Here is a 25,005-nt window from a genome sequence, read left to right on the forward strand (position 1 = left end):
GTACCGATGTTTATGTTTTTTGAAGAATATTATGATATTTCCGCCCCGGACACAGCTTCCGGCAGCCGCACCTTCAACTCCTCTATAAATTCCCGAAAGGCGCTCGTCATATACAGGTCACGCCGCCGGATGAACACCATGGGAACCTCTGCGTATTTCTCAGGAAACGGATAGCAGCGGATACCCTCTGTTATGTTCATCCGGTTGAAATAGGATATGGGCAGAACTGCATAGCCTATCCCTGCCTTCACGCATCCCAGCAATCCTTCCATCGTCCCGAATTCCATCACCTTCCCGAGCCGGCAACCCTCGTCTCCTAGCCACTCTTCCAGCTTGGTCCGGTACATGCACTCCGCGTTCAGGATCAGCAGCATCTTGTCATGGACCGACTGGATACCCTGATAATCTATGGTATCTGGAATGACGAGTCCCAGCCGTTCGTTGATAGCCAGCTCCTGGACAATTTCCGGATGCTCTACCGGTCCGTCGACGAAGGCTCCGTTCACGGAATACTGCAAGACAGAATCGATGAGTTCACCTGACCGTCCGATCTGCAGGTGAACCTCGACGTCGGGGTAACAACCGCGATAGGCAGACAGGATAGCAGGCAGCCGCACGGCAGCCGTCGTATCCGAGCCAACCGTAATCGAGCCCTTCGGAACGGGCGAATCCAGAACCGCTTGTTCTGCTTCCTCCAGCAGATTCAGTATTTTGACTGTGTATTCCATGAGCGTCTGTCCGGCTGAGGTCAACGTGATGCCCCGGCTGTGCCGGTAAAAGAGCGGGGTCTTCAGCTCCTGCTCCAGCTGCTGAATTCTCGCCGTCACATTCGACTGCACATAGTTCAGGCTTTGGGCCGCTTTGGAAATACTCCCTTCTTCAGCGACCGCCCGGAATACTTTCAGAAGTCCAATTTCCATCTCTGCTCTCTCCCCCCGCATCACCCATCAGCCGCAGTGATAGCCTCCATCATTTCCCTTCATTATACATGATACCGGTGTCCGGATTATGATGGAAATACATAAAAATTGAACTTTATGCACATGCTTCCGAAGCCATATAAGTTAACTTTTAGATTATCATGTGGGGTTATGGTAGTAACTACGGGGAATGTTTGGACTTCCGGCCGCTGTTATGTTTGGATTTCCTGATTTTATGCCGCTGATCGCGGTTGAAATCCAAACATAAAGGCGGACGCGTTCGCTCCTACAGTTCCAAACTCCCCCTCTCACTTCCACCCCTTTTATGAATTTTTAAGTTCATCTTATACAGTTCTGCGAAGCGCACTAAAGAAAGCTGAGGCTATCAAAACTTATAAGGAGCGGGATCAATGGATAACAAATATTGGAGCTTTAAGATACCCGGGGACCCGGACGGCAGAGAAACGGTTATCAATACCAGCGATATCAGAAGTGTGTACGACCTGCTGGATATGCTCCATAGCGAAGAGCCTCAAGCCCCGCAGGAGGATCAGACTGCAAGTCTGAAGAATAAGCCGAAAGCGCCACTGCTCCCTTTTGTCTCCCGTATGATGGACAAAAGACGCCATCCCTCTGCCTGAGTCCGCCTGCCCGAATAGATCAGCTTTCTGTCTTCAGAATCTCTACGGCGTACGGCTCAAGCTCAACCGGTCCACTAAGCCCGGCACCGGTAAGAGCGCTGCGGTAATGCTTGGCCAGTCCCACGGTCTGTGCTGTACGGGTGAGATTCAGCAGGAACAGCAGGTCTCCTGCCTCTCCGGTACGCGTAAATGCCTGCACACCGTCCGGCAATCCCGGAAACAGGACCAGCTCTGCATCCAGGGCGATATCATGGAGAAGCTTCAGCCAGTAGTCCTCACCGGCATGAGTCCCGATATAATAAACTCTGCCCGATCCGAAATGGTTCACAGTAACCGCAGGAGCTCCGGCGAAGAAATCGTCTCCATACCAAGCGATGGGCTCGGCCCCCTCCGGCCGCAGAATGTCGCACCACTGGCTGCATTCATACAGCACACCCTCACGATCGAGAAGCAGATGATTTTCACTTCCGACCGGGTCGTATTCCTCCACCGAAACGCCCGCCGCACGCGAGAAGAATCCCGGCAGCGGCTGCATCACGCAGATGTTGTTCATATTCTTCACGCCGCTGCGGTTCGTGAGAATCACCGTTCCTCCGGCTTCGGCAAATGCCTCCAGTGCCTGGGAGGCTTCTTCGTCGTGCAGGTACAGACTGGGGGCAATCACCAGCCTGTACCCCTCAAGCGGCTGACGCCAGTCGATAACATCACAGCTGATGCCAAGCCGGGTCAGCGCGCGGTGGTACAGCTTGATGTTCTCATAATAATCCATTCCCTCGGCCTGGGGCTGGATGCGCAGTGCCGCCTGCTGCTCATGCGAATACAGGATGGCGGCCCTGCTGACGACCTCAGTCCCCTCCAGCAGCGGGGCCAGACCATTCACCTCCCCGCACAGCTGTGCGAATTCGGCGAACCTCCGCCCGGGCACGTTGCTGTGGTCGATCATCCCATGCCAGAATTGCTCCGCTCCAGCAGCCGCGCTGCGCCAGCGGAAATGCACAACCGTATCGGCTCCGCGCGCAATCGCCTGCCAGGCATAAGCGCGGATGAGACCCGGGTACGGCGTCCGCCACATCGGGAACCAGCAGCCCGGAGGGCCGCTAAGCTGCTCCATGATCCAGAAGTTCCGGCGTTTGATGCCCCGGGTCAGATCCAGGGAAAGCACGCCGCTGTAAGGCGCGGTCGCCTGCTTCTGCGGTGACGGGTTCGGATAATAATCGAAGGCTGCCACGTCGAGATCCTCAGCCAGCCCATGCATGTTCAGCCGCTGCGGATAGCTGTGGAAATTATGCGTAATGAAATGCTCCGGGCAGACCCGGCGCAGAATCTCTACCTGGGAACGTTGGAAGGCAATGCATGATTCCCACTGGAACCGCTGATAGTCCAGCAGAAGTGAAGGATTCTGGTGCGGCGAGCCGCCATAAGGCACTGTAACCTCAAACCAGTCACTGTATTCCCCGCTCCAGACCACGGTTCCCCATTCCTGGTTCAGATGCTGGAGCGTGCCGTATTTTGCCCGCACCCAGTCCCGGAAGTCCTTATTGCAGCGGTCGCAGCAGCAGTCCAGCATGCTGAATTCATTATCGGTCTGCCAGCCGATCACGGCCGGATGACTGCTGTAGTGTCCAGCCAGGCGTTCAATAATGCGGCTTCCGAATTTGCGCAGGGAGACACTGTTGTAGCAGCGGTGCCCGCGCACGCCTTCGTGAAAAATCCGCCCGTCCGCAAAGACCGGCAGCACATCCGGGTAAGTCCGCGTCACCCAGCGCGGCGGTGTTGCTGTAGGCGTCCCGATCACAACCTGGAGGCCATATTTATGAAACAGATCTATCGCCCTATCCAGCCAGCCGAACTCGAAATCACCTTCGCTCGGCTCCAGACGGCTCCAGGCAAACTCTGCCACCCGCACCAGTCTGACGCCGCTCTCCTTCATTAACTTCACATCCGGCTCCCACATGGATTCATCCCAGTGCTCCGGATAATAATCAACACCGACCTGAACATTTGTATAGCCTTCCCCGGCCATTCCTCCACTCCCTTTCATCCTCTTATTTTAAATCAAATAAAGACGCTCCGCCTCACATCAATGATGAGATAGACGGAGCGCCTTTCGCAAATCCACTTTATCCAACTGCTTATTTGGTCCGTGTCCGGACTCTCTGTTTACTTGATCCGCTTATTTCTTCAGCTTGTCCCAAGCAGCCTGCATGCCTTTTTCCCAACCGGCTTCGTCGGTTTTACCGGCGATCAGCTCTTGGATGACGCTGGCGAATTCTTGAGTTACACCATCAGGGAATTTTGAAGCCTGCAAACCGTATACTTTACCTTCTTTAACATATTTCCATACATCAGAACCAAGCAGACCGATATCTTCAGGTGTTGCCGGAATGGTGGACAGTGCAGGGATGAACTTCCATTTTTTTGTAATATATTCTTTACCCATGTCAGAAGTTACGAGCCAGTTCAGGAAGGTTTTAGCTTCTTCCTTCGATCCGGAATCCTTGTTGACAACCAAGTTGGACGGTACGCCTACAGACAACTTATCGTTCATCGCAGCATCGTCGTTGATTGGCATAGGGAACATACCGATATTCATGTTAGGCGTGATGTTGTCAACCAGAGTCTGTGCCCAGTTACCTTCCTGCATCATAGCTGTTTCGCCATTGGCGAACATAGCCAGGTGAGTATTAGCATCTGTAGTCAAAGGATTTTTTTGTCCGTATTTTACAGTCAGATTAAGCAGGTTGCTCCAATCCTTGAATTTCTCGTTGCCCACGATTGTGGAAGTTCCGGCATTTAGGCCCTTAATGAAATCATCCACATTATTCTGCTGTGCAAAAGCTACGCTAATCCCCTGGATACCCAGCAGCCACCATTCCTGATACGCGTTGCCGAAAGGAATAACATTGATCGCCTGCAGCTTCTTAGCGTCTTGTTCCAGCTCAGAAATGGTCTTTGGAGTTTCAGTGATGCCCGCTTTTGCAAACAAGTCTTTATTGTATACATAACCGATACCTTCAAGGTTCATTGGCATACCATAGGTTTTACCGTCTTTGGTCATTGGCTCTGCAGCCAAAGGAATCAGATCCTTCACCCAAGGCTGATCGGACAGATCTTCCAATTTGTCAGCCCACAGTGCCATTTCAGCGTAACCGCCGTTCGAGAAAATATCAGGAGCATCGCCGGAAGCAAATTTAGTCTTCAGGGCTGCCGCATAGTCAGCACCGCCGCCGACCGTTTGGATATCCAGCTTGATGTTGGGATGTTCTTTCTCGAATTCAACCTTCAGCTCGTTAAGGCCTTCCACGATTTCAGTCTTGAATTGAAAAATTTTAACCGTTTTCACTTCGCCGGATTTGTTGCCAGCGCTTCCATTGGATGCATTATTGGATGCGGCATTATTTGAATTCCCGCCACAGGCCGCGAGCACTACTGTCATTAGCATTACAGATGACATCAACAATGCAGAACGTTTCTTAATCATTTTATTTCCCCCTTGTATAATTTAACTGATTCATATATGGAACGGGGGCCCGGTGTTAACCTTTCACCGAGCCAGCCGCTATTCCCTCAACAATGTAACGCTGCATGAACAGATAGAAGATAACAATTGGAGCAACTCCGATCGTCAATGCCGGGAGCGCCATATCCCATTGCTTCGTATATTGCCCGAAGAACGAGAAGGTAGCCAGCGGAATAGTCCGCAGTTCAGGTGCCTGAAGAATCAGCGACGGAAGCAGATAGTCATTCCAGATTCCCAGAGCATTCAGAACGATAATGGTCATCAGCATCGGCTTCAGCAGAGGCAGCACAATCCGGAAGAATGCCGATATCGGATTACAGCCGTCGACCGTTGCCGCCTCTTCAATTTCAAGAGGTACGGACTTGATGAAGCCGTGGAACAGGAAGATCGCCATCGGAATACTGAGTCCCAGGTTGGAAATAATGAGTCCCAGAAAGGAGTTATTCACTCCTAATACATTAACGACCTTTAGGATCGGAATCATAATGGTCTGGAACGGAACGACCATCGCCGCTACGAACAGCAGCAGCAGCACCTGGTTAAACCGGTTATTGGCGCGAACCATGCGGTAAGCAGCCATGGCACTGAACAAAGAGATCAGAACCACACTGATGATGGTGACAATCAGCGAGTTGCGGAAGGCTTCAGAGAAGCGGGCCAATTTCCATGCGCTTGAGTAGTTCGACCACATGAAGTGCTGCGGCCAGCTTGCAGCATCGCTCAGGATCTCTCCGAAGGATTTCACCGAGTTCGCCAGCAAGAAATAGAAAGGAGAGAGGAATAGAAGCGCCAAAAGAATCATGATTACTTCAATTCCGATATTCCATCTGCTTTTGGACTTTGCATTCATTAAGCTTCTACCTCCTTGCTCTTCGTCACACGGACCTGAATGACAGTGATAATAGCTACAATCAGGAAGAAGAGCAGCGCTTTGGCCGTACCCAGACCGTAACGGTTGTTTAGGAAGGCTTCATTATAGATGTTCATGGCAACAGACTCGGTCGATTTGAACGGTCCGCCTTTGGTCAGCGACAAGTTCAGGTCGAACATTTTGAAGGACCAGGAAATAGCCAGGAACAACCCGATGGTCACTGCGGGCATAATCAAAGGAACAATAATGTTGCGAAGCACTTGCATGCGGGTTGCCCCGTCAATCTCAGCCGCTTCCAGCACCTCTTTGGATACATTGCTGAGTGAAGCGATGTAGATAACCATCAGATAACCCGAGGACTGCCAGACAAAAACCATGACAATCGCCCAGAAGCCTGTGGTTGCATCTCCGAGCCATGGAAGGTTAAAGAAGGACCAGCCGGTGACATCGCCCATCGTGGCGAAACCCTTGATAAAGATAAATTGCCATATAAACCCGAGCAACAATCCCCCGATAACATTCGGCATGAAGAAAATGGTACGGAGCATATTGCGTGTTTTTAATGGTTTAGTCAGCAGATAGGCCAGGAAAAAGCCCACTACATTGGTCAAAACCACTCCCAGCACAGTAAATCTTACGGTGAACCAGAAGGATGACCAGAAATCCGGATCATTTGTAAATATCGCTTTAAAGTTATCAATGCCAACCCAGCCTACGTTTCCAGATACGCCGTTCCAGTCCGTGAAGGAATAGTACATCCCCATCAGAAATGGAATAATCGTAATCAGGGTAAAAAACAATAGTGCCGGACCCACAAAAAAAGCCTGTTGACCAAATTGGGACAACTTCGAACCGCGCATTCACCCGTCCCCCTTTCTTTTACTCACTCACTTGTTTATGATCTAAACATATTATCTATTTTTTGAAGAACCTCTCACACCTACTCAGGTGATCTTTAAGGTGTAAAATATTGATCGGATGTGACAAGAATCGATGAAATGGAACAGTATCCGCACTAAATTGATTGTATTTTTACTCCTTCCAACCCTAATCTGTATAATGGCTACGATGTTTATCAGCTATTCCTACACGACGAAGTCTCTCCGAACCCGGGCGGTAGATGAGAATAAAAATCTGCTATACCAAGGCTACAAAAATATCAGCACCCTGATCCAGGAGGTAGACCGGTTGTCCCTGACAGTATACTCGGACTCCGACTTCTACAGGCAGCTTGAAGCGGGCTACGATGATATGACTGCCAATATCCGGATCTACTCTTCGCTGAACTATATTTTGACTTCTATTCCTGACATCTTTCAGGTCTATCTATATCGTGTCAAGGATAGCAAAGCCACGCTCGTAGCCCACAATGCCACACCCAGGCGCCGGCAGGGGATTCCACTCTTTAGTGACACCCGGATCACGGACTCATCCCCCCTATCCATTCAGAGTACACATATAAGCAACAGCTACGGGCTGAATTCAGTGATTCCGCAGTTGACTCCGGAGCCGGTCTTCACCCTGCATAGAAAGATTGAGAGAGTCCCTTCCACCGATGCGCTCGGCTATCTCTCTATTGATGTGAAGCTGACAGCGTTTACGGACATCATGGACCAGCTGTATGAGCGCGATAAAGAAAACATCTATCTGGTCGATGACAGCGGCACGCTCGTATACAGTCATGATGAGGCAACCATGGGTAAACCGCTGCATGCCTCCTGGTATGACAAGCAAATCGCGGCAAACGGGCAGTCTCAGGGTTATTTTGAAGAGGACGGAGCCGTGTTTATCTATCAGAAGATTGAGAGTCCGGGACTGAACTGGACGCTGGTGAAGCAGATTCCGGTCTCTTACCTGTACCGTGAAGCGAACGAAGCCGTCAGAATCAATATTCTGCTGCTGGTGCTGCTGATGATCATGATTATTACACTGACGATTCTCATCTCCTTCCGGATCACGGCCCCCATTAAGCAGTTGACAAGGTACATGAATCAGGTGCAGACGGGTAATCTGGAGATCGATATCAGGCCAACCGGCAAAGATGAGATTGGTCTCGTCACCGAACGCTTCCGCAGCATGATGGATACGATCAATAACCTGATTCTGCGCGAATACCGGCTGGAACTATCGAACAAGACCAATGAGCTAAAGGCGCTGCAGTCACAAATTAATCCTCATTTTCTGAACAATACGCTGCAGATTATCGGTACACTCGCTTTGGAGCTTAAGGTCCCGCAAATCTATGCCCTGCTCTCCGCGCTCGCCAAAATGATGCGTTACAGTATGTACAATGATGAGAAAATTGTGACGGTTCAAAATGAGCTGGATCATGTCAAAGCCTATATGGAGCTGCAGAAGGAACGTTTTGAAAATAAGTTCACTTTCCGCTACGATATGGAGGACTCGCTGCAGAATGCGCTGATGCCCAAGATGATCCTCCAGCCCATTGTGGAGAATTACTTCAAGCATGGCTTCAATCTCGCCCGTACCGACGGGCTGATTGAAATCACAGCGGCCCGGCTTGCCACCGGGCGGATGGAAATCATCATCCAAAACAATGGCAGCTCCATTCCTGCAGCGAGGCTGGAAGCGCTGCAGCAGGAGCTTGAGCATCCCAGCCGGCTGGATATCGGCTCCCTGAAAGACGCGGACAGCAAAGACAGCACACGGGATGCCCCTGGCGCCCGGATCGGACTGCCCAACGTGCTGGCCCGGCTAAAGCTGGTCTGCGGAGACAGTGCTGTGCTGATGGTGGATAATCATAAGGCAGGCGGAGTCGTTATCAGATTGGAAATTGAAATTGTTGTGGAGAGTGAAGGAATATGAAGGCGCTGATTGTTGACGATGAGGCCAGAGTACGCAAGGCGGTCAGACTTCTGGTCGACTGGGATGCGCATCAGATCGGGGAAATTCTGGAGGCCGGGAACGGTAATGAAGCCATTCAGCTGATCCGCAAGGAAAAGCCGGCACTTGTCATCATGGATATGATGATGGAGTCGGGTAACGGGATTGAACTGATGACCTGGGTCAATGAATTTGCCGGGAGCACCAAGTTTATTGTGGTCAGCGGCCATAATGATTTTGACTTCGTCCGCCAAACCGTCCGTCATGGCGGGATTGACTATATCCTCAAACCCATTGAGCCGGAAATGATCAATAACGCTGTATCCAAAGCGGTAGCCGCCTGGCGGACCGAAGAGGAAGAGCGGAGCCACCGGCAGAAACAAAGCATAAGGCTGAATGAAATCAAACCCATCTACGGGGAGAAGCTGCTGTCGGCGCTGATTGATGATCCGCTGAATGCGGAAGTCACGCTGCGCAGGCTTTTGGATGAGGGAGTGGTCCCGCATCATGCCAGCGTCTCACGGCTGGTTCTGGTGCAGACCGATCCCGGTAACAATCCGCTGATCAAACGGTTTGGCGGAGACAGTGAGCTGATGTATTATGCCATCGTCAATATCTGCAATGAATTTCTGCAGCAGAGCAAAGGGATAGCGTTCCGCTATTGGGGCGGACCGCCGGAAATCGCAATGATCCTGTGGGATGTTCAGGAATCGGTTGTCGAGCTGATCAACCGGATCAACCAGGGAATATACCTGACACTGCAGTTCCGGATGCACTTTGGCATCAGCTCAGTAGGAAGCCTGCCTGGAGGACTGCCCGCAGAACGCGCAGAAGCCGCCGAAGCACTACTCCGGCGGAATCTGTTAAGACATGAAGATTATTGCCATTTCTCCCCGCCCGCTGAACCTTTGGATACCGGAAACGGGGCTCCGATGCTCTTTGCAGATGTACAGGAAGAATGGAGAATGGCCGTAATTAGCGGCAGTCCTGAAGTGCTGTCAGCCGCAGCGCAGCATTGGACCCACGAGCTCAGCCGCCGGGGTGTGGTTACCCCGGAGATGCTGAATTCCTGGAAGGCCGACGCCCTGCTCTTCCGTTCCCGGCTGGTGCGGGAAGCCCTGGGCGGACAGGCCGATCGTGCACTGGCAGAGCTGGAACGGGCGGATACTCTCAATCCGGCTCCACTGCCGAGCGGCTATTCCTTTTCTTTGTTCGCCTGGCGCGACTGGTCCTTCGCCATGCTGCAGCAGCTCTCGCAGGAGCTTGCCGCCAGAGCAGTTAAGGAACGTAACCCGATGACGGATATTGTAAAATATATTGAGCAGAACTACCCCTCCGACCTGTCACTGCAGGAGGTGGCCGGCAAATTCTACGTTAGCCGCGAATACATTTCACGTAAATTCAAGCAGGAGTATGGCATCAATTTCTCTGACTTCATCGGCAATGTCAGAATTGACAAAGCCAAGCTTCTGCTGCAGAACCCCAACCTGAAGCTGTCACAAATCTCGGAAATGGTCGGTTTCCATGATGTCAAATACTTCAGCAAGGTGTTCAAAAAACAGGTGGGCTGCTCTCCCAAGGATTACCGTATACAGAATACCCCCTGATATATTTTTCATTCGGGTTAATCGTCCATACAGACAGTGAGGAAGGTGCATATCATGGGTCTGTAAGATGAAAACGCGGAGGAGGTTATACAATGAGCGGTTGCGGAAATATTGGAGGCCTTGTTACTTCCACTACTACAATCTTGGTGCTGTATATTCTGCTGGTGATTATTCTTAGAACATTTTAATCTGTCATAAGCCAAAAAAAGAGAGCCTACAACCATGTAGGTTCTCTTTCATGTGTTAGGTATACAACAGAGTAATAACAAGCAATTCATACAGCACCAGGGTTAATATCATTTCATCACTGCTGCTTCCAAAAAAAGCGCGTTGTCCTCCATGATGCTGTACCTTCAAATAAATCAACCCTCTATCACAGCCCACAATTCTCCCGGTGAACACTTGACCGTCTAATGTTTGTACTCGAACAAACTGATTTGCATGTTGTCTGCATATGCCGTGTAAGTGATTTCTAACGGTCTTCAGACTTTGGATATAATGATTGTCAGCTTGATACAACACTTTTTGATGTGATCCCATTTGGATACCCATAGTAAGCACTACCTTCCTGTAAAAGTAATACATAGTATGCCTAGTGTGCTTTGGGTGTTCTTTTTTCGGGAATCCTTCTAGAGCCTTACTTGCTAACTGTTCCTTCATACCATGCCAGAAAAGCATCCGCCACCGCTTTGCCGGCGGTGCCGTTCGGATGCGGGTCGTCACTATTGCTCATATACTCTGCGCGGACCCTATGGTCTGCCGGAGCCGGCATAGATAATACGGCCGCGATATCAAACACACGGCTGACTCCCGCAGGCGGTGCGGTAAGAATCTGTGCATTTACACTGCGCCAGGCTTCCTCACGCTCGCCCTCAAAATTAAATGGCGGCACAGTGCTTAGAATAATCTCCACTTCCGGATTGGCCGCTCTGATCAAGGAAATGATATGCACCAGATCTTCAAACAATTCTGCAGCCGAGCGCTTGCCGATATCGAGATCATTCACGCCCAGCACAATAAGTACTTCATCTCCCTGCTTGGCTTTATTCAGCCAAGAGCCGTTCGTGGCCACATCGTAAGCTCTGCCCCAGCCGGACCCGAGATTCCACAGCCCATACCCGGTTCCAAGCCCTTCCGCAATCCGCGCAGCCCAGTAGGAATATTCGTCCTTAGCCGTCCGCACACCCTGTGTGATGGAATCACCCAGGAATACGAGTCTTTTGGACACTTTTTTCTTGTAGCCGATGTAGCTTGGCAATACCAGAAGATTGTCCGATACACGGAAGGAAGCATTCGATTCCTGTCCGGCGAGATTCCCCGGGGCATCGTAGGCAGAGACCAGGATGCCCTCCACGTTGTAAGGGAAGGTTTTGCCCGGTGCAGCCGTTCTAATGGTCCATGTAAAAGCAAGATAGTGGCCCTCCGGCAGTGTAACCGAAGCCTCGTCACTCCAAAAGGTTTCCCCCGGGGCCACCTGCTTCGCCGCTGCTCCCGAGAAAGTCACAGGCACCTCAGTGCCTGCCGCGACGGTACCATCCGGCGCAAGCCCTCCGTCGGCTATATAAGCCGCCGCAATGCTCCATTCGCCTCCCGGCTCGCTGCCTCTCGCTTCAAGCCCCATATCCCAGGTCGAATCCACCGCGTTGCTGTGCCAGAATTTCAGGGTCAGGCTTCCATTCTCCCGTAACCGGATGTACGTCCGGTAAGTATGCGTGAATGGCTCCTGCGAGTTCATGATATAATTGGCGGCCGTGGACAGCGCCGTGGCTGAGGAGTACTCAGACTGGCTGAACACTCCGTCTTGGTTCTCTTGACTGTGCATAGTGAAGTAGCTCCTTCGTTCATACGAATCTGTAAACAATCACAGTATACGGACATTACCGGCATAAAACTAATACGAATCAGCCGATATATAACATAATTCTGATCCTGGTATACCCCGGCAAATCCCCTCACAGCAAAACCTCTCCGACTCCATGGAAGCCTTCGCAGCCATGCTGTACAGAGAGGTTGTGTGTCATTCTGCTATTGTGCAGAATCCTAATTCTTATTTAAGTGTGATGGTGAACGATACGGATTTGGCTCCGGCGCTCACTTTCACTGTTGTATCGTCCACTTGCTCTGCTCCGTCTACGGAAGCGATAGCGCCCAGGTCTTTCACAGCCAGCGTGAATGCCTTGCCGCTTCCTTCTGCCGTAGCGGTAACCGTGCTGCCCTTACGTTCAGCCTTCACGGTCAGCTCAGGCGCACCATTCATATCACGAACAGTTGCAGTCGTTGCTGTTCCGTCTTCCAGTGCATACAGGCCGAATTTCACGCCATCGGCAAAATCATAATCCGGGCGGGTATCTACACTGCCTGTAGCCAGCAGTGAGTTCTGACGGACAAACAGCGGCAGGCTGAAGAAATCATGTTTTTCTTTACGCCATGATCCGCCTTGAACCGTTTCACCGTTAAGCAGATGTGTCCAGCGTCCAGCCGGCAGATAGTATTTCACTTCGCCGTTTTCCTGGAAGATTGGAGCCACCAGCAGCTTATCGCCAAGCATATATTGACGGTCAAGCACTTCACAGGTTGGATCTTCCGGGAATTCCATCACCATCGCACGCATCGAAGCCCAACCCTGCTCATGTGCCTGTCCGGCCACATCATACAGATAAGGCATCAGGCTGCATTTGAGCTTGGTGAAGAAGCGGGTAACATCCACGGCTTCGTCATCGTACGCCCAAGGCACACGGTACGAGGTGCTGCCGTGCAGACGGCTATGGCTGGAGAGCAGGCCGAAGGCCAGCCAGCGTTTGAACACATGCGCCGGAGCGGTATTTTCGAAACCGCCAATATCATGACTCCAGAAACCGAAGCCGGACAAGCCCAGGGACAAACCGCCGCGAAGGCTCTCTGCCATCGACTCATAATCCGCGTAGCAGTCGCCGCCCCAGTGAACCGGGAACTGCTGTCCGCCGGCCGTTGCCGAACGGGCAAATACAGCAGCTTCATGTTTGCCAAGCTTCTCTTCCAGTACTTCAAAGACCACTTTGTTGTACATTTGAGTGTAATAGTTATGCATTTTCTGCGGGTCAGAGCCGTCGAAGTACACCACATCGGTAGGAATACGTTCGCCAAAGTCGGTCTTGAAGCTGTCTACACCCATATCCACCAGGCCACGCAGGTAGCCGGCATACCATTCACAAGCTGCAGGGTTCGTAAAGTCTACAAGTCCCATGCCCGCTTGCCACAGGTCTGTCTGATACACGTCGCCGTTTGCTTTTTTGATCAGATATCCGTTTTTCTTGCCTTCTTCAAACAGCGGTGAACGCTGTCCGATATAGGAGTTAATCCACACGCAGATTTTCAGGCCTTTATCCTTCAGACGTTTCAGCATGCCGACAGGGTCCGGGAATACGCGCGGGTCCCACTGGAAATCTGTCCATTGGTATTCACGCATCCAGAAGCAGTCAAAGTGGAAAACATGCAGCGGCAGATCGCGTTCAGCCATACCTTCAACGAAGGAATTAACGGTCGCTTCATCGTAGTCGGTTGTGAACGAAGTGGTCAGCCACAGACCGAAGGTCCATGCCGGCGGAAGCGCTGGCTTACCCGTTAGTGAGGTGTATTTGGTGATGACTTCTTTAATGGAAGGCCCTTCGATGATGAAGTATTCCAGGCTTTCACCGGCTACACTGAACTGGGCTTTTTTCACCTTTTCCGAAGCGATTTCATACGAAACCAGCTCAGGGTGGTTAACAAATACGCCATAGCCTTTGCTTGTTACATAGAAAGGAATGTTTTTATAGGCCTGCTCGGAGCTGGTGCCGCCATCCTTGTTCCAGAGGTCAACCACCTGTCCATTTTTCACAAAAGAGGTAAAGCGCTCGCCCAGACCGTAGACGAATTCGCCTACGCCGATATCCAGCTCTTCACGCATGAACGTGTTGCCGTCCTGATCGGTAATGTAGGCCATCGATTTGTAACCACTGCCGGTAATACGCTCGTCGCCCCGGTAGAAGTCTACGGACCAATGTGTACCTTTGTTGATGACAACACGAAGTCCGCCGCTGATCAGTACAGTCTGTGCATCGGTTTCTTCGATTTGTACATGATCGCCGGTTCCCTTCGTTAATTCAAAGGCTGGACCGCGGTCCAATACGCCATCATTGTGTATGATTTTGATGCCTACCACGCCTGGAAGCGGGGAATGGAATTTTACGGTCAAGAGTGTGGAGTTCAGGGTTGCTGAGCGTCCTGTAATCGGAGTTGTCTGCGTAACAGCAGTCAAACCTTCAGCTGTTTTTTCTACTACATAGTTCTGAACTGCACCATTGATGTTGATTCCGTCACGAACCAGCCAGAGGCCGTCTGTAAATTTCATGTGGTACTTGCCACCCTTCAATTTGGTGTTTATAGTTGCATTATAACGATAATAATTAGACAAAACTAATATAATATAGCTTATTTATAACATTATTCTGATGTTTCATCGAAAAGGAGGCCCATAATGGACCGCACCTCGCAGCGTCTGCTCAAAGAAGACCGTGTTCATGGTGATGTAATGTTTCCACTCGCCGCCTATTGGATCGAGCTTCCCGCCGGAACCCCTGTCCTGGATACGCACTGGCATGAGGAAGCCGAGTTCTTCCTGCTGCTGGAGGGAGAGATTATGTTCCAGGTCGATACCGATTATTTCCCGCTCCGTCCAGGTGAAGCTGTATTCATTGAATCCGGTGATGTCCATGCGGCATATGCGCTAGAAGATATCCCCTGCCGCTTCTGCGCACTGGTCTTCCACCCCGATCTGCTGGCCAGCGCTCAATATGATGCCATTCAGCAGACCGTGATCCTGCCGCTTCTGGAGAAACGCCAAAGCTTCCCCCGCCATATTACACCCGCTGTCCCCTGGCAACAGGAGCTGCTGCGCTATCTGGAGCGCATGATGGAGGCATATGATCATAAAATGCCCGGATTCGAGTCCTTTATGAAAGGAACTTTGCTGATCATGCTCTCCCAGATCGCCATAGAGGGCCGTTCGGTGAACCACAGCCAGTCGGACAGCGCCGACACCACCAAGATCAACCGGCTCAAAAAGGTTATTCTATATATTCAGGACAACTATCAGGAACCGATTCGTACCCGTGATCTTTCGGAGCTGATCCCAATGAGTGAAGGGCAATTCTGCCGCTTCTTCAAGGCCATGACCCGTAAAACGCCGGTTGACTATATCAACTCCTACCGGATCCGCCAGGCGGCAGACCTGCTGCAGCAGACGGAACGTAAAATCTCTGACATCGCCCTGGAGGTCGGCTTCGACAACGTCAGCTATTTCATCAAAGTGTTCCGCAAGAGCATGAAATGCTCTCCTTCGGAGTTCCGTAAACGCTGTTGAGCTGGCGGACGGCAGCTGAGCCCCGTGGGTTGCCCTAACTTCCCCGCTAGCGCTGGGTATACAACAAGCCCTGAGACGAAGGCCTCAGGGCTTGCGGGTGTGCTGATTGCTGATTGGTTTGAGCACTCTCTATTTAGTTCCCGCAAAGCTTAGGAAGGAAGGTTCAGTTCCGGAGCCGCGGGCTGTTTGGCCAGACGGGCCGGCATCTGCCAGGCGGTAATAATGGCCAGAATGACGAACACAATGTCCATCGCACCGAAGAACTCTTTGATGTTGTCCATGAATAGCGTGAACAGATCAATGGCGAACATTCCGTCCAGACCTTCGTTGATAACATAGCTGAAGATAAAGTATTTTCCGAGAAAAATCCCCAGCAAGCTGGCGATCACCCCAATTAACTGATGCGCCACATTCGTGCGGCCTCCGCTCAGCTTCACAACCGCAAATCCGGCTAATCCGCCGATGGCCCAGGCCAAAAGACCAATTTCATAATCGGTTTGGATGGCAATGACAGCCCATAACGTACCACCTACAATCGCTGCCAATAATGCCCCCAGTATCGGCAATACAATCCTGCTTTTCTCTCGCATTTCGTTCCTCCTGATATGTATTCTTTTGCCTAATCCGGCAATCAGCCGCCAATATTGGATAATTCTCAGTTTATATCGGCAGAATCCCTCCATTCATAAATATTTCCATTGGAGAAATATCTTTTTTTCATCTAACCTAATTGATGTATTCCGAATCAAAGAATCTCTCCGCCTGTCTTGCGGATAACAATAAAGCAGGTGCTGTCCGGCAGTGCCGTCTCCTGACCGTTCTCGTCCATGAACTGTACGCGGCCTTGCAGAGCCTCGGTATAGCCTGCCTGCAAATAATGGCGTAAGACCTCAATCACAGCCTGTTCCCCCAGAGCCTTCCTGATAAATTCGGCATACGCCGACGGTGTGAGATAGCCGAACTGCTCCTGCACCTCATGAATGTAAGCCTCTTCCCCCCACGTATAGGTATAGAGAAATTCCATCGCATCATTCACCGGAAGCTGCACTTCATCAGTACCAAGTACCTCAAATCTGATCTTCCGTCCGGCAAAATCCTTCACATACCGCTCCAGCGCCGCCATCCCGTCCGTTTCCAGGAACCTGATTCTCCGCTGCTGTGACTCGGGTTCCGTCATAATCCCGTCCCGGATAATAATCGCGCCACCTTCTGTCAGCACTTCAAAGGCGCTGCGAAGCGCTGCCGATACGGTCTCATGATTGAACTTCACCCCGTTCAGCGGCACATAGGAATACAGCTCATGCAGAATGGAGGAGAAAATAACAGTATCCACCGTGCCCGGCTCCACAAAGTCCTTAAGGTTCAGCGCATCGCCCTGCAGTACTTCCCAGCGCCGGCCCTCCCGCTGCTTCTTCTGGCGCAGCGCTTCTACAACATTACTGGAGATATCAATGCCTACCGGGATCACTCCAGGCATCCGCTCTTCGATCAGATCCAGCAGCACCCCGCCGCCAGGGCCGATGTCCAGCACCTTCCGGCCGGTGACATACTCCAGAATGACCGCTTTATAGTCTGCCGTCTCATTCATTTGACTTAAATACGTATCCTCGTTATGGAACCGGTCAAAGGCATCCCGGCGCAGCTCAAACAAATCGAACAGCATCAGCACAGCCCGTTCATACAGTGCCGACTTCTCCGCTTCGGTGCAGAACTCGATCAGCTTCTCCGCTGCCGGAGAGAATTCGAAATGGAAAAACAGCGTGTCCGGCAAATGCTCCTCCCGCCGCAGCCGGTGAATCAGATGAGGATTCCCTGGAGAAGCAGAACCGGTCAGAATATCCTCCCAGGCCAGCCCGGATAAATACTTTTCAATGATCCGTTTCTTGTATACATTGATCTTTTTGGCACCTTTGTAGTCATAATAAATGCTGTTCATTACCGCTTCGTAGCTGATATGGTTTAGACCGGACAGCTTGCTGCCGCAGGCAGTGAGAGCCATAACCTTGAGAAACTGCTCCAGCGAAAAGGTCTGCAGTGCCGATTCCACATACCAGAAGGTAATCGGCTGCATCGGCTCCAGAACATCGGGATTGAAGCCCTCCTGCACCAGACTGTTCCACTCGGTATCAAAATCTTCACCTGCAGCAATCGCTCCCGCACGCATTCTCCGCAAACGCTCCTTCATCGGCACTTCAGCATGCAGCAGATCCCCGGACGAAATCACGGCGATCAGCACCATCACCTCGGTCCGTACCTTCTGCCACAGCTCCGGGGATACCGCGGAAATAATGCAGTGATTCAGTGCGAACAGCAGGCGCTCCAGCTCATCGGCGGTCAGCAGTCCTTCCTCTACCATCGATGCCAGCGGGCGGTTGACGGATGGCGGCACCTCGCCGCGAATCTGCTGCCCGATGAGGCCATGTGTTTCAATCAGCCGATGCACAATCTCCTGCTTCGCTGCTTCGGTCCCCCCCGCCTCCATCATACGAACAGTCTGCAGACCATACGCCTCCGCCCCGGCTACCCCTGCATGCCTCAAATACAGCTGAGCCGAACCGATATTGTGCACAAAAATATTAATCCCTTCCGCCTGCCACAGCCGGCGCTGGCGCAATGTTCCTCCCTTTGCCGTCTCCGACCAGACCAGTGTCTCTTCCGCCAACTCCTTGATCCAGTAAGACAGCGCCAGACTGTCCAGCAGACGCAGGCTCCGTTCCACGTAATCCAGTACCGGGTTGATGTATTCCAGTTCATGCAGGGAGTCTACGCGTTCCAGGTTGACAATCGTTTCTTCCGCTTCAACGATATATTCCAGCCAGGGAACCCCCCCGCCGTACAGCTGTCCAGTTTCGCGGTATTCTTCAATAGCTCGCAGGGATTTCAGCATGCTAATTCCTCCTAAGTATGTATAAGTAAAATATTTTTCGAGAATGTCTATACAAACCGTGTGGGGATGTAAGGAGCGGCATTGCTGCATTAATTGTAACGGGAAAGAAGACTAATGCGAAATTTGAAAAGAGTTCAGCCAATAACCACTGGTTGAACTCTTGACACAAAAGAGAAAAACAATATATTCGATTAGAGACATAACGCATAAATAGAAGCAGGTTTATTGCAGAGAGACGATTGCAGCTAATCGTTTGCTAATCTATTAATTGAATAAATATGACCTTTTGTTAATCGAATATTTTCTACAATAACCTTCGTAGTCAGCCATTTCATACGATTTTTCATTTCATCTGTTATCGCCCTGAATACGGCAGTTTCATTATGGAATTTACCCTCTAGAAATAAAATAACTTTAATGTCTACCGTTCTTGATTTTAGGCGGTTAAAGTAAGGAGAAAGAACTTCATTACTATTTTTATACGCACCAACCAGACATGCAATTGAATCACGTACTTTTCTCGATACCTCAAGTGCTAAGCTTTGTTCTGAATTTGCAATAAGTCTGTTCTTATTTTCAATTTCATATCCGCTAAAATTTTTAACTTCAATGAAATATACAGTTTTATCATCGAATACTATAAAGTCCACGCCTTTAGAACCTTGGAGAGTAATAAAGTGATTCACATAAAAATTTGTTTCATCGAATTTAACTGGAAAAAGACCCTCTTTAAATTGAAAACTAAGATTACTCTCTTCTAATTTAAGTATGGTCATAGAATAGTTCCTGCTCCCTATTATATAAATCCATAAATTCTTGCTGTATTGGATTGTGCAATAAATCTGAAATGAGTTTTTGCGATTCAAAATTAATATTGCCTTCCTCTGGATACAAGGTAATAAATCGAATATCAAGATTATTCTCGTTATTATATTGGGCAAACAGAGAAAGTTCCTGTTGAAGAAAATAGCTGTGCGTTGTAATGAATATCTGAACACCCATTTGAGCAAGTGCTACTAACATTTCTTTGAGAGCAGGAATCATTTTGGGGTTAATATTCGACTCCGGCTCATCCCAAAAAAGAATAGTATTTTCGTCCAACGTTTCATTGGAAATAAGCTGTAATAAAGTAGAAATCTTGCGATATCCTTCAGCTAGAAGACCCATTTCAATGTTACCTAATCCTTTAGTCTTTAAATAGAACTTTTGACTTTCTAGTGTAACCTTCCCGTCAATTATCTTTTCCAAGGTTTTAATTAATTTTTTTTGGTTAGAATTTAAAGGGCCTTTTCTCGTAGGAAGTAACAAGAGCTTGCTAAGATCGTAATAGGTTTCTTCAAACGCAATATGATAATTTTCGTACAACGCAGAGAAGTTTTCAGTAGATGAGATAATTTCTTTAGCTGGTATGTAGACAAAGCGAGGCCAATTCTCTATAGGTTGGTAACCTTCAAGTTTAATGTTTTTGACGGCTAAATTTGAAAAGGATAACTTTATATCATGATCTTTATCAAAGGTAATTTTGCAAATAGCTGTTCCTCTTCCTCTATTTCTTTTTACCAGTCTACCAATCTTTCTCTCATCTGGTCGAAAGACACCAAGGAATTTAGAAGTGATCATTTCACTAATTCGTTCAACTGAGATAGGATCAAGTAAATCATTAACTTCGTTTATTGTTTTTCCATAGCTGTATAGTGCCTTCATAATGTTGGTCTTGCCCACACTAGTTTCTCCACTTATTATATTAATATCCCTAGCAAAGGGAATTGTGATATCTGAAAACAACGTAAAATCGGTAAATTCAATTTCTGTAATACTTCGATTATCTGGCATATCAAGCCCCCCATTAAATTAATTGTATACCTCTAGTGTTTCCAACATTAATTGTTATTAAGCAAGACATGTAGATGAATTCTGTTATATTATAAACCAAAAAATGAGAGTTTGCATTCATTCAGGGCATTCGTTATATGCTATTTCAACACGGATATAGCTAACAACTGCCCTTTATGATATCACCTACAAACTTAATACTATCCCAAAAAAACAGCGGCAATCCGGGACCTTATTCTCGTCCATGATGCCGCTGTTTCTATGAGTAGGGAAGTAGAGCAATCTCTTATTTGGATTCCTTCATAAATTCCCTGAAGTCCTGAACGATTTCTTTGGATCGGGTATGGTGCAGATAATGTTCCCCTTCGAGTGTGATCATTTTTCCATGTACAGAATCTTTGATTTGCCCTTCATGCAAGGAGATCCATCCTTCAACGTCTGTATTATTCGCTTGTACAAAAAGAAGAAGGGGAAGATTCTTAGGGAATGCCAAAGCTTTAGCTGCATTAAAATTAGAAGAAATATGTTCCATTTCATTCATCACAGTAGCATTATTCGAGTGTATATTCGAAATCAGTCTCATTTGTTCTTTCGTTTGATCATCAAATGGCAGTCCGGCATAAGGGTCCCCGCTTATTTTCTTCAGCAGTCTCATGAGACCCGATTTGTCGAGAAATTCTAACGTTTTTGCCGGTAATTCTTCATCCATACCACCTTGCGTGGGAACACTGCTGTCGATCCCGACAAATGCATTCACTTCGTCTGGATATTTGTTCACATAATCCAGCCCGTAAATGCCCGCAATGGAATGTCCCATTAGCGTGTAACGATCAATATGAAGCTGCTGTAAAGCTTCATGAATCTCACTTACAATATTCTCTGTGCTTCGTTCTTTATCCGTTCCATCACTTAATCCATATCCGAATGGCTCAATCACAACTACCTTATACAAGGGTGACAGCTCATCTACCAGCGGCTTAAAATCAAGTGCCGGTGCTGCTGTCCCATAACCGGGCAGCAGTACCACGGTATCTTCACCTTTGCCTTGAATCAATACATTCATCTTTTTCCCGTCTACAGGGACTAACTGGCCATAGGACTGAATCCTACCTTGCTCCGATTTGTTGCATATTAGATTGACTATAAAAACAATGGCTAAAAAAAGTACTATGGCTATCATTAATCCTGCTAATGATTTCAGTATAATCCTAAGCGGTTTTTTCATTCTCGTGTCCATCCCCATTTTCGCTGTCTCTCTTTGTTTCACTTGTATCTTCTCCTGTCCTCATCGGTGATTCCGGTTGCCTTAACGATCCGTTAAGGTAAGCTTATACAACGAAGATGTACTCCCCGTGACGACAATATGAACGGAGTATGAACAAGCAAGTAGAAACGGTGCCGTCCTTTTTTAAGGACGGCACCGTTTCAGCGAGAAATAGAAGGATAATTTATAGCGCGAAGCATATAAATTTTTATATTTCAAAAAAAGCTACGGCGTAACAAGCACAGAGGCTTGAAGATCATACCGTAACCTGAAAAAAGCACCAGCTACTCAGCCTTCGTGGTGATCGGCAAGGTGACAGTAAGGGTAGTTCCCCGGCCGGGCTCACTCTCCACCCGGATATCGCCTTGATGCAGCGATACAATCTGTTTAACGATGGCAAGTCCCATACCGCTGCCGCTATACTTACGGCTGTGGGAGCGGTCGGCCTTAAAGAACCGTTCGAATATACGTTTCTGGTCTTCGGGAGAAATACCGATACCGTTGTCGGATATCCGGACGGTCACATGGTTAACATCTTGCCTGATGCTAACATCAATAACGCCGCCATCCATGGAAAATTTGATGCTATTGCCGATCAGGTTCGTCCATACCTGGTTTAATTGATCATAATCGGCCACTAGCCGAACAGCCTTCAAATCAAGCTCGAAACGGATGTTGCGGGCCAGCCATTGCGGCTGGATCGCGACGATAACCCGTCTGATCTGTTCATCAAGGCTGAACGTGGTGAGCTGCAGCTGCTGTGATTGCGATTCCAACAAACTCAGTTTTAGCAGGCTATCGCTCATCTTGGACATCCGGTCTGCTTCAGTGATGATTATATCGAGATAACGGCTTCGCTCGTTTTCTGTGATGCCTGGTTGCTTGAGCGCCATAGCATAACCGGATATCGAGGTGAGCGGCGATTGAACTTCGTGCGACACGTTCGATACGAATTCTCTGCGCATCTGTTCAAGCTGCTGCAGATCATACATCATTTCTTCGAAGCTGCGTGCCAAGGTACCGAGTTCACCTTTTTGCTTAATATTCAGCTTAGTGCTGAAATCTCCAGCGGCTATACGGCGGGTCGCTTTTGTCAGCTTCTTGATCGGACTGATTAGGAACATCGCTGCCACCAGAATCAATAGGCTTCCTGCAATCAACGAATAGGTCAAAAAGTTTATAATCCATTTGATGATAAAAGAAGAGGAGGAGGAAGCACGCTGCTCTACAAACATCGCTTTTGTTCCCATATCCGTTTTTATCGGCAGTCCTAAAAGGATCGGATTAATCCCATTCGTCTTGCCTTGAAAAACTTTGCCGGCAAGCACTTCCTTTATTTGTTCCGCAGTCACAGTGATAGGGTTATGTTCCTTAAGCACTCCCAAAGATTGCGTCTGCCCCGTCCCATCATAGATTCGGACATAATAGGAATTGAGCTGCTTCATACCACTTACGAACGAGTCTGCTTCACTAGTGGGTAGAATCTCGTACATTCGGGCAATATCCTGACCAAAATCAAGTAAGGTGATTTGCAGGTTTTCGTTCAATTGATCTTTAAATATCCAGGTTGCCACAAAAAAAGCAATGATCGTGCCTCCGATTACAGACACTAGAAACGTCAGGACAACGCGTATATATAAGGATCTGATCATTCGTAAACCTCAAGCCGGTAGCCCAGCCCGCGGACCGTCTCGATACGGAATTCGGGTGTCGCCGCGAACCGTTCGCGCAGGCGTTTAATGTGTACGTCTATCGTTCGGTCATCTCCAGCGTAATCAATCCCCCAGATTTGATCGATCAACTGCTCGCGCGTATAGACCTGTCCGGGTGTGCCGGCAAGCTTATACAGCAATTCGAACTCCTTGAGCGGCAATGTGAGCGGCTCCGTCCCTCTCATCACCTTGTAGGTCTGGCGGTCAAGGATGACGTTACCTAACTGGATCGTATGCGTGGAGCCAACCCGGTAACGTTTGAGCAATGCCCTGACACGGGCGGTTAACTCCAGCGGATCGAATGGTTTCGTCATATAATCGTCCGTCCCCAGTTCGAACCCTTTCACTTTCTCCCATGTTTCGCCTCTTGCAGACAACATCAGTAATGGGAGATCGGGATTGGCTCTTCTGAGCTCCTTGCATAACGTCCAGCCATCCATAATCGGCATCATAATATCGAGCACAACCAGATCGATATTCGTCGAGGCGTAGACGGTTAGTGCTTCCTTGCCGTCCGCAGCTTCGGCCGTTGTGAATCCGTCGTTGCGCAGAAATAAACAAACGAGTTCGCGAATGTTCGCATCGTCGTCCGCTACCAGTACAGTAGGCATCCGTTCCCTCTTTTCCAGTTCAAGCTTGCCTTCCCTTACTACGTCCCAAACCGCTGTCTGTACCCGCATTTGCGGCACAGCTCCTCTACCGCTTCCCGGCGGGAGAAGCCATAGAACAGATTGTTCGCGCGTTCGCCCTCGACAATCTCGGAGAACGGCTTCTCATGGATATTGCCGAGGTTAATCACACCCTCGCCATCCAGACAGCACGGCACCACCGTGCCGTCGACCAGCACCGCCGCCTGGCTGCGCAGCGCGTGGCAGAAGCCTTTGCCGTCATCCTCCGGCTCGCTCAAGGCAGGCCATCTGAACTCGTGATCCTGGTTCAGATACACGCGCGGGGCAATTTTCACCCCGCTGCCGGGCACCACCTTTTCTTCAATCTTGAAGTCCAGATTGAAGGCTTCCTCCAGCAGCGCCAGCGTCTCGCGGTTGCGGCTTTTCTCCAGATTCGTCCGGTTGTCCTCGGTCAGATTCCACAGCCGGAAGGAGACGATGACTCCCTGGGCGGATGCCTCCCGCACAAAGGAAATAATCTCCGACACGTACCCCTCGCGGTTCTCCGAGCCCGCATGGCCGTCGAAGCTGTGCAGGGAGAAGTTCATCTGCCGCAGCGCCGGCTTCCCGAGGATTTTGGGCCCCGCTTTATGAATCAGCGTTCCGTTGGTCGTAATGTTGACCTTGAACCCTTTGGCGTGGGCAGCATCAAGCAGCTCGCCGATTTTCGGGTGCAGCAGCGGCTCGCCTTTGACATGCAGATAGATGTGATTGCTGTGCGGCTTGATCTCGTCGAGAATGGTATTAAAGGTATCCAGCTTCATGAAGTTTTTCTGCCGTTCGGTAGGCGGACAGAAGCTGCAGGCGAGGTTGCAGACGCTTGTAATCTCGATGTAGACCTTTTTAAAAGTTTTCAAG

Annotated in this window: 21 protein-coding genes; 5 read left to right on the forward strand and 16 right to left on the reverse strand. The window is 49.5% G+C overall.

The window, feature by feature from the left end; genetic code table 11:
- Positions 1 to 29 precede the first annotated feature (29 nt).
- Entirely contained in the window at positions 30 to 920 is an 891-nt protein-coding gene (locus ACTJKB_RS17010) for a LysR family transcriptional regulator (RefSeq protein WP_440835542.1), read from the reverse strand.
- Positions 921 to 1,330: 410 nt separating this feature from the next.
- On the opposite strand from ACTJKB_RS17010, the gene ACTJKB_RS17015 reads away from it, so the two are divergent.
- Entirely contained in the window at positions 1,331 to 1,561 is a 231-nt protein-coding gene (locus ACTJKB_RS17015) for a hypothetical protein (protein WP_440835543.1), read from the forward strand.
- Positions 1,562 to 1,580: 19 nt separating this feature from the next.
- Here the strand turns inward: ACTJKB_RS17015 and ACTJKB_RS17020 are convergent, their stop codons facing one another.
- The 4 genes from ACTJKB_RS17020 to ACTJKB_RS17035 all read right to left on the reverse strand — a co-directional run bounded on the left by ACTJKB_RS17020 (position 1,581) and on the right by ACTJKB_RS17035 (position 6,812).
- The gene (locus ACTJKB_RS17020) at positions 1,581 to 3,602 is read right to left on the reverse strand and encodes a beta-galactosidase (protein WP_440835545.1); all 2,022 of its coding nucleotides are present in this window, start codon (positions 3,600 to 3,602) and stop codon (positions 1,581 to 1,583) included.
- A gap of 132 nt (positions 3,603 to 3,734) precedes the next feature.
- Complete coding sequence (locus ACTJKB_RS17025) at positions 3,735 to 5,042, reverse strand: ABC transporter substrate-binding protein (protein ID WP_440835546.1); 1,308 nt, start codon at positions 5,040 to 5,042, stop codon at positions 3,735 to 3,737.
- A gap of 55 nt (positions 5,043 to 5,097) precedes the next feature.
- Positions 5,098 to 5,931: a carbohydrate ABC transporter permease gene (locus ACTJKB_RS17030; protein ID WP_440835548.1), complete on the reverse strand. Its 834-nt coding sequence runs from the start codon at positions 5,929 to 5,931 to the stop codon at positions 5,098 to 5,100.
- Entirely contained in the window at positions 5,931 to 6,812 is an 882-nt protein-coding gene (locus ACTJKB_RS17035) for a carbohydrate ABC transporter permease (protein WP_440835549.1), read from the reverse strand. Before ACTJKB_RS17035 ends, ACTJKB_RS17030 begins: the two co-directional genes overlap by 1 nt.
- Before the next feature lie 199 nt (positions 6,813 to 7,011).
- Here ACTJKB_RS17035 and ACTJKB_RS17040 point away from each other — a divergent pair, with 199 nt between their 5' ends.
- The 3 genes from ACTJKB_RS17040 to ACTJKB_RS17050 all read left to right on the forward strand — a co-directional run bounded on the left by ACTJKB_RS17040 (position 7,012) and on the right by ACTJKB_RS17050 (position 10,591).
- A complete protein-coding gene (locus tag ACTJKB_RS17040; RefSeq protein ID WP_440835551.1) occupies positions 7,012 to 8,778 on the forward strand; it encodes a sensor histidine kinase in 1,767 nt (588 codons plus the stop codon).
- The gene (locus tag ACTJKB_RS17045) at positions 8,775 to 10,403 is read left to right on the forward strand and encodes a response regulator transcription factor (protein ID WP_440835553.1); all 1,629 of its coding nucleotides are present in this window, start codon (positions 8,775 to 8,777) and stop codon (positions 10,401 to 10,403) included. The genes ACTJKB_RS17040 and ACTJKB_RS17045 overlap by 4 nt, the downstream gene beginning before the upstream one ends.
- 92 nt (positions 10,404 to 10,495) lie before the next feature.
- Positions 10,496 to 10,591, forward strand: coding sequence for a YjcZ family sporulation protein (locus ACTJKB_RS17050; protein ID WP_218619217.1), 96 nt, complete (start codon positions 10,496 to 10,498; stop codon positions 10,589 to 10,591).
- A gap of 55 nt (positions 10,592 to 10,646) precedes the next feature.
- On the opposite strand, the gene ACTJKB_RS17055 is transcribed toward ACTJKB_RS17050, so the two are convergent.
- The 3 genes from ACTJKB_RS17055 to yicI all read right to left on the reverse strand — a co-directional run bounded on the left by ACTJKB_RS17055 (position 10,647) and on the right by yicI (position 14,772).
- Positions 10,647 to 11,063, reverse strand: a complete 417-nt coding sequence (locus ACTJKB_RS17055) for a hypothetical protein (protein WP_440835555.1) — start codon at positions 11,061 to 11,063, stop codon at positions 10,647 to 10,649.
- Positions 11,041 to 12,225, reverse strand: coding sequence for an SGNH/GDSL hydrolase family protein (locus tag ACTJKB_RS17060; protein WP_440835556.1), 1,185 nt, complete (start codon positions 12,223 to 12,225; stop codon positions 11,041 to 11,043). The genes ACTJKB_RS17055 and ACTJKB_RS17060 overlap by 23 nt, the downstream gene beginning before the upstream one ends.
- A 225-nt stretch (positions 12,226 to 12,450) precedes the next feature.
- Positions 12,451 to 14,772 (reverse strand): alpha-xylosidase, encoded by a 2,322-nt coding sequence (gene yicI / locus ACTJKB_RS17065; RefSeq protein ID WP_440835557.1) that lies wholly within the window; start codon positions 14,770 to 14,772, stop codon positions 12,451 to 12,453.
- Between the two features lie 126 nt (positions 14,773 to 14,898).
- On the opposite strand from yicI, the gene ACTJKB_RS17070 reads away from it, so the two are divergent.
- A complete protein-coding gene (locus ACTJKB_RS17070; protein ID WP_440835558.1) occupies positions 14,899 to 15,783 on the forward strand; it encodes an AraC family transcriptional regulator in 885 nt (294 codons plus the stop codon).
- A gap of 149 nt (positions 15,784 to 15,932) precedes the next feature.
- Here the strand turns inward: ACTJKB_RS17070 and ACTJKB_RS17075 are convergent, their stop codons facing one another.
- From ACTJKB_RS17075 to ACTJKB_RS17110, 8 genes are all read right to left on the reverse strand, one after another.
- Complete coding sequence (locus ACTJKB_RS17075) at positions 15,933 to 16,373, reverse strand: hypothetical protein (protein ID WP_440835559.1); 441 nt, start codon at positions 16,371 to 16,373, stop codon at positions 15,933 to 15,935.
- A gap of 155 nt (positions 16,374 to 16,528) precedes the next feature.
- On the reverse strand, positions 16,529 to 18,670 hold the full coding sequence (locus tag ACTJKB_RS17080) for a class I SAM-dependent methyltransferase (RefSeq protein WP_440835560.1): 2,142 nt from the start codon (positions 18,668 to 18,670) through the stop codon (positions 16,529 to 16,531).
- A gap of 245 nt (positions 18,671 to 18,915) precedes the next feature.
- Complete coding sequence (locus ACTJKB_RS17085; RefSeq protein ID WP_074082822.1) at positions 18,916 to 19,446, reverse strand: DUF6661 family protein; 531 nt, start codon at positions 19,444 to 19,446, stop codon at positions 18,916 to 18,918.
- Complete coding sequence (locus tag ACTJKB_RS17090) at positions 19,433 to 20,503, reverse strand: AAA family ATPase (protein WP_440835563.1); 1,071 nt, start codon at positions 20,501 to 20,503, stop codon at positions 19,433 to 19,435. Before ACTJKB_RS17090 ends, ACTJKB_RS17085 begins: the two co-directional genes overlap by 14 nt.
- A 286-nt stretch (positions 20,504 to 20,789) precedes the next feature.
- The gene (locus ACTJKB_RS17095; RefSeq protein ID WP_440835564.1) at positions 20,790 to 21,728 is read right to left on the reverse strand and encodes an alpha/beta fold hydrolase; all 939 of its coding nucleotides are present in this window, start codon (positions 21,726 to 21,728) and stop codon (positions 20,790 to 20,792) included.
- Positions 21,729 to 22,051: 323 nt separating this feature from the next.
- Positions 22,052 to 23,419: a sensor histidine kinase gene (locus tag ACTJKB_RS17100; RefSeq protein WP_440835566.1), complete on the reverse strand. Its 1,368-nt coding sequence runs from the start codon at positions 23,417 to 23,419 to the stop codon at positions 22,052 to 22,054.
- On the reverse strand, positions 23,416 to 24,090 hold the full coding sequence (locus tag ACTJKB_RS17105; RefSeq protein ID WP_440835630.1) for a response regulator transcription factor: 675 nt from the start codon (positions 24,088 to 24,090) through the stop codon (positions 23,416 to 23,418). Before ACTJKB_RS17105 ends, ACTJKB_RS17100 begins: the two co-directional genes overlap by 4 nt.
- Before the next feature lie 38 nt (positions 24,091 to 24,128).
- Positions 24,129 to 25,004 (reverse strand): radical SAM/SPASM domain-containing protein, encoded by an 876-nt coding sequence (locus tag ACTJKB_RS17110; protein ID WP_440835567.1) that lies wholly within the window; start codon positions 25,002 to 25,004, stop codon positions 24,129 to 24,131.
- Position 25,005: the final 1 nt, after the last annotated feature.

The sequence above is a fragment of the Paenibacillus sp. 22594 genome (genome assembly GCF_052044425.1).
Taxonomy (GTDB): Bacteria; Bacillota; Bacilli; order Paenibacillales; family Paenibacillaceae; genus Paenibacillus_AQ.